Origin of the sequence: Aquimarina agarilytica ZC1 (genome assembly GCF_000255455.1) — a bacterium.
GTDB lineage: Bacteria > Bacteroidota > Bacteroidia > Flavobacteriales > Flavobacteriaceae > Aquimarina > Aquimarina agarilytica.
Map to the genome: position 1 here is coordinate 1 of NZ_JH621272.1, position 4959 is coordinate 4959.

Genomic DNA, 4959 nt, shown 5'->3' on the forward strand with positions numbered 1-4959 from the left:
TTAAATTTGAAACCCAAAATACTAACCAAATTTATCTGTTCTAATAATCGAACTCAGGTTAATAGCATCCAATAAATATTCTGGATCGCATTGTTTCAAAAAACATAAACTTGGATTAAATTTTAAGACAACAAATTTAAAAAAATAAAAAAGAGGCTTTCTGCCTCTTTTTTTATTCGACTATCACAATTCTTCTATTGTTACATACGTTCGGGAACCTTTATTCCTAACAAACTAAATCCTGATGCGATAACATTACCCACCCATTGAGATAACTGAACTCTAAACGTAATTTGTGTTGGCGTATCTGCTCCAAAAATAGGTACATTCTGAAAAAATGAATTATAAGCTTTAACCAAATCATAAGTGTAATTTGCAATTAAAGCTGGGCTATATTGTTTTGCCGCTTGCTGAATAACTTCCGGATATAATTCCAATTGTTTCAGCACTTCTTTTTCTTTTTCTTCTAAAACTATATCACTAATTTGAATAGATTGATCATGTTGTGCTTTTCTTAAAATAGCTTGAATTCGGGCATAGGTATATTGAATAAATGGCCCAGTGTTCCCTTGAAAATCAATAGAAGCTTCTGGATCAAAAAGAATACGCTTTTTGGGGTCTACTTTTAAAATATAATATTTTAATGCCCCTAACCCAATAGTAGTATACACTTCTTGCTTTTGCTCCTCCGAATAATCATCCAATTTCCCTAATTCCTTAGATATCGTAGCTGCATTGTTTTGCATTTCATCAATCAAATCATCTGCATCCACCACTGTTCCTTCTCTACTTTTCATTTTCCCACTAGGCAAATCAACCATTCCGTAGCTTAAATGAAATAAATCTGCAGCCCACGAGAAGCCTATTTTTTTTAGGATTAAAAACAATACCTGAAAATGATAATCTTGCTCATTACCCACGGTATAAACCATTCCTTTTACACTAAAATCTTTAGCACGTTGAATCGCTGTTCCAATATCCTGTGTCATGTACACCGAAGTTCCATCACTTCGCAATACTAATTTTTCATCTAACCCCTCTTCTGTTAAATCAATCCAAACTGATCCATCCTCTTTTTTGTAAAATATCCCTCTGGATAGACCATCTTCAACAACATCCTTTCCTAATTTATACGTGTCACTTTCGTAATAATTTTTATCAAAATCAACGCCTAACTTAGTATAGGTACTTCCAAAACCATCATATACCCATTGATTCATCATTTTCCATAATGAAATTACTTCTTGATCACCTTGTTCCCACTGGCGAAGCATTTCTTGAGCTTCCAACAGTAAAGGTGCGTTCTTTTTGGCTTCCTCCGCACTAACACCTTCAGCTATTAAAGCTTCAATTTCTTTTTTATACTCCTGATCAAACTTTACATAATAGTTCCCTACAAGCTTATCTCCCTTTAAACCGGTTGACGCTGGTGTTTCACCTTCACCAAATTTTTTCCAAGCCAACATAGATTTACAAATATGCACGCCTCGGTCATTTATTATTTGGGTTTTGTATACTTTTTTCCCACTTGCACTTAAAATTTCGGCCACAGCATAACCCAACAAGTTATTACGAACATGTCCTAAGTGTAATGGTTTATTTGTATTCGGCGATGAATACTCAACCATCACCCCATTTGAATCATCTGGAGTTACAAACCCGTAAGTTGCATTTATCTTATTAGCGTTAAAAAAGTTGACATAATAATCATCGGCAATAACTAAATTTAAAAAGCCTTTTACGACATTAAATGCTTTAACTTCGGTCACATTTTTTTCTAAATACGCACCTATTTGCTCTCCAATTTGCACTGGATTTCCTTTTACTACACGTAACATAGAAAATACCACTACTGTAATATCTCCTTCAAACTCTTTACGAGTAGCCTGAAACTCTACGGTTGGTAATTGAGCGTTAAATATTTCCGCTACTGCTTGTGTTACTTTTTCAGTAAGTAAATGTTGGATTTGCATACACTAATTTTTGAAGCGCAAAGATAGTTAAGTAAATGATGAATTGAGAATTATGATTTATGATTTTTACTATATATCAATAAGCTTCTTTGCAGATTAAATTTAAAATAAAAACTACTCCGCTATCAAACGCTTGTTAATTTTATTTGAAGTTACTCATAGGGTTTCTATTCTTTTTGTAAATTAACACTTATGCTATTAAACAACTCCCATAATGACCCCGAAATAAATAGAAAAATCAATGATTTAGTAGGGCACCCTTACTCTTTACTTGACCGCTTAAAAATGAAGGGCATAGGATCTCCCAAATTACGGATAACCAAAGCCAGTATGCATATTTATAATTTATTACAGCTGGACCAAAACACAAATACTTGCAATATTGAATTACGCCCTAAAGGTATCATTTTAGCCTTCCAAAAGCGCTTAGAAACCTACGTTTTGGTTATTCCTTATTACAAACTAAGCATTTATAAAGGATCTAGTAATGAATATAGTTTTCATAAGGACACTTACTTTATTAAAATACTAGCCCCTCCACTGGATGCTAGTATCCATAAATTTGTTTCTCGAATTATGTCTGAAAAGAAAAAACAACAACCAACAAGTTTAGACGATTTACTTTAACAAATACTAATTAATGTAAATTATGCGAATACTACTTACTGGCGCCAATGGTTATATAGGAATGCGATTACTACCATTATTAATCGATAATGGTTTTGAGGTTATTTGTTGTGTTCGCGATAAAAACCGATTTAATGTTTCTGAAGAGTTATTATCAAAAATAGAAGTTATTGAGGTTGATTTTTTACATGATATAAATACTACTGATTTTCCTAAAAATATTGACGTTGCCTATTATTTAATCCACTCTATGACTTCGTCTACCGAAGATTTTGACAGAAAGGAAGCTTTATCTGCCATGAATTTTAATAGTTACATGAAAGCAGCTCAAACAAAACATGTAATTTATTTGAGTGGTATTGTGAATGACAACAAACTTTCCAAACATTTACAGTCACGAAAAAATGTGGAACAAATTTTATACAAAGGACTCCCTTATGTTACTGTTTTACGTGCTGGTATTATTGTAGGCTCTGGGAGTTCCTCTTTTGAAATTATTCGTGATTTATGTGAAAAACTACCCTTTATGATCACTCCCAAATGGGTAAACACCAAAACACAACCCATAGGCATTAGGGACGTGTTACGTTTTTTAATTAATACTCCTTTAAATAAAAAAACTTATAACCAAAGCTTTGATATTGCCGGTCCCAATGTAATCACCTACAAGGAAATGTTATACTTGTATGCAAAATATCGTAAAATCCCATTATATATTGTCACCTTACCAGTAATGACTCCCAAGTTATCTTCATACTGGTTATATTTTGTTACATCAACTTCATACAAACTAGCCATCAATTTAGTGGACAGTATGAAAGTTCCTGTTATTGCTAAGGATAAAAGCTTGCAAAATCTATTAGGCCTTCAGCCTATGACTTACACCAAAGCACTTCAATTAGCTTTTACAAGCATTAAACAAAATCAAGTAGTTTCCAGCTGGAAAGACTCCATGGTAAGCGGGCGTTTTAAAAAAGATTTACAAAAATATATTTCGGTCCCCACTAATGGGTGCCTCTTTGACCATAAACAACTAAAAATAAACACCCCCGATGAAGCCTTAGAACGCATTTGGGCTATTGGAGGAGAAACTGGATGGTATTACGGCGATTGGATGTGGAAAATTAGAGGACATATAGACAAAGCTTTTGGAGGTGTAGGTTTACGAAGGGGTCGTACTCATCTAAATAGAATTGACTCTGGTGATGTTATTGATTTTTGGCGCGTATTAGTCGCTGATAAAGCTGAAAAAAGATTACTCCTTTTTGCTGAAATGCGTTTACCCGGTGAAGCTTGGCTCGAATTTTCAATTGACAACAATAATAACCTGCACCAAACTGCAACATTTAGACCAAAAGGCTTAGCCGGAAGGTTGTATTGGTTTAGTATGCTCCCCTTTCATTATTTTATATTTAACAAAATGCTTCACCACATTGCTCATGGGTATCATTGAGTATTTACACCTATAAAAAAAGGTTTTCGTCGATTTCTTTATGCTATAATAACAGTGCTTGTCATTATTGAATTAGTCTATTTGTAATTTCAATATCACTAATTAAACTATTATGATTACCACAACAACCGATACTGACGAACTCGCCAAAATCATACGGCAATTGATGTTTTTTATTATCAATGAAGGCAAAAACTATTCGGACCAAAGCCTAAGAGAACTTTATATATCCAAATATTTGTTTTTGTTTGCAAAAATAATGAATCAGGTTGATGATCCTAATGAACCCAACATTAAACAACTTATTGATATCATAACTAAAGACATTGAAAAATATAATTTTACCTGAAGTATTTGTAGGCCTAAATTTATTTCTTAGTATAATCTGCCAGTGTCGTATTTTCCAAAATTTTAAGCGTACTATCCCTCACTTGGATCATTAATTCATGTACAGAACAGGCTTCTTCATCGGGGCAATCATCACACTTTTCATAAAAATTTAAGCTTACACAAGGGAGCATTGCTATTGGACCTTCTAAAACTCTTATAATTTTGGACATAGGTATATCCTGAGGCTCTTTCAATAAATAATAACCGCCTGTTTTTCCCTTTTTAGAACTTAAAACTCCTGCCTTTTTTAAATTCAACAGGATACTTTCCAAATATTTTTGAGAAATGTTTTCACACTTTGCTATCTCAGATATAGATACAGGGTCTTTACATTCCTTTTTTGCTATAAAACTAAGCGCCTTAAGTCCGTATTTTGTTTTTTTAGAAAGCATTGTATTCTCTATTAATCCTATAGGATTTACCGAATAACGAATATAGTGAAAAGAATTTTTATAGTTGTGGGTTGTGGGTTGTGGGTTGTGGGTTGTGGGTTGTGGGTTGTGGGTTGTGGGTTGT

The 4959-nt window shown here is 33.4% G+C and carries 5 protein-coding genes; 3 read left to right on the forward strand and 2 right to left on the reverse strand.

The annotated features are described in order from the left end of the window. Nucleotides 1-200: 200 nt before the first annotated feature. Nucleotides 201-1973 (reverse strand): arginine--tRNA ligase, encoded by a 1773-nt coding sequence (gene argS, locus KQA_RS0213260; RefSeq protein ID WP_010181888.1) that lies wholly within the window; start codon nt 1971-1973, stop codon nt 201-203. Between the two features lie 192 nt (nt 1974-2165). Between argS and KQA_RS0213265 the strand changes: the two genes are divergently transcribed. The 3 genes from KQA_RS0213265 (at nt 2166) to KQA_RS0213275 (ending at nt 4402) form a co-directional block, all read left to right on the forward strand. After that, nucleotides 2166-2600, forward strand: a complete 435-nt coding sequence (locus KQA_RS0213265; protein ID WP_010181889.1) for a hypothetical protein — start codon at nt 2166-2168, stop codon at nt 2598-2600. 22 nt (nt 2601-2622) lie between these two features. Further along, complete coding sequence (locus KQA_RS0213270; RefSeq protein ID WP_010181891.1) at nt 2623-4053, forward strand: SDR family oxidoreductase; 1431 nt, start codon at nt 2623-2625, stop codon at nt 4051-4053. Nucleotides 4054-4165: 112 nt separating this feature from the next. Further along, nucleotides 4166-4402, forward strand: a complete 237-nt coding sequence (locus KQA_RS0213275; protein ID WP_010181892.1) for a hypothetical protein — start codon at nt 4166-4168, stop codon at nt 4400-4402. Nucleotides 4403-4421: 19 nt separating this feature from the next. Here KQA_RS0213275 and KQA_RS0213280 read toward each other — a convergent pair whose 3' ends face one another. After that, nucleotides 4422-4835 (reverse strand): RrF2 family transcriptional regulator, encoded by a 414-nt coding sequence (locus KQA_RS0213280; RefSeq protein WP_029209596.1) that lies wholly within the window; start codon nt 4833-4835, stop codon nt 4422-4424. Between the last annotated feature and the right edge of the window lie 124 nt (nt 4836-4959).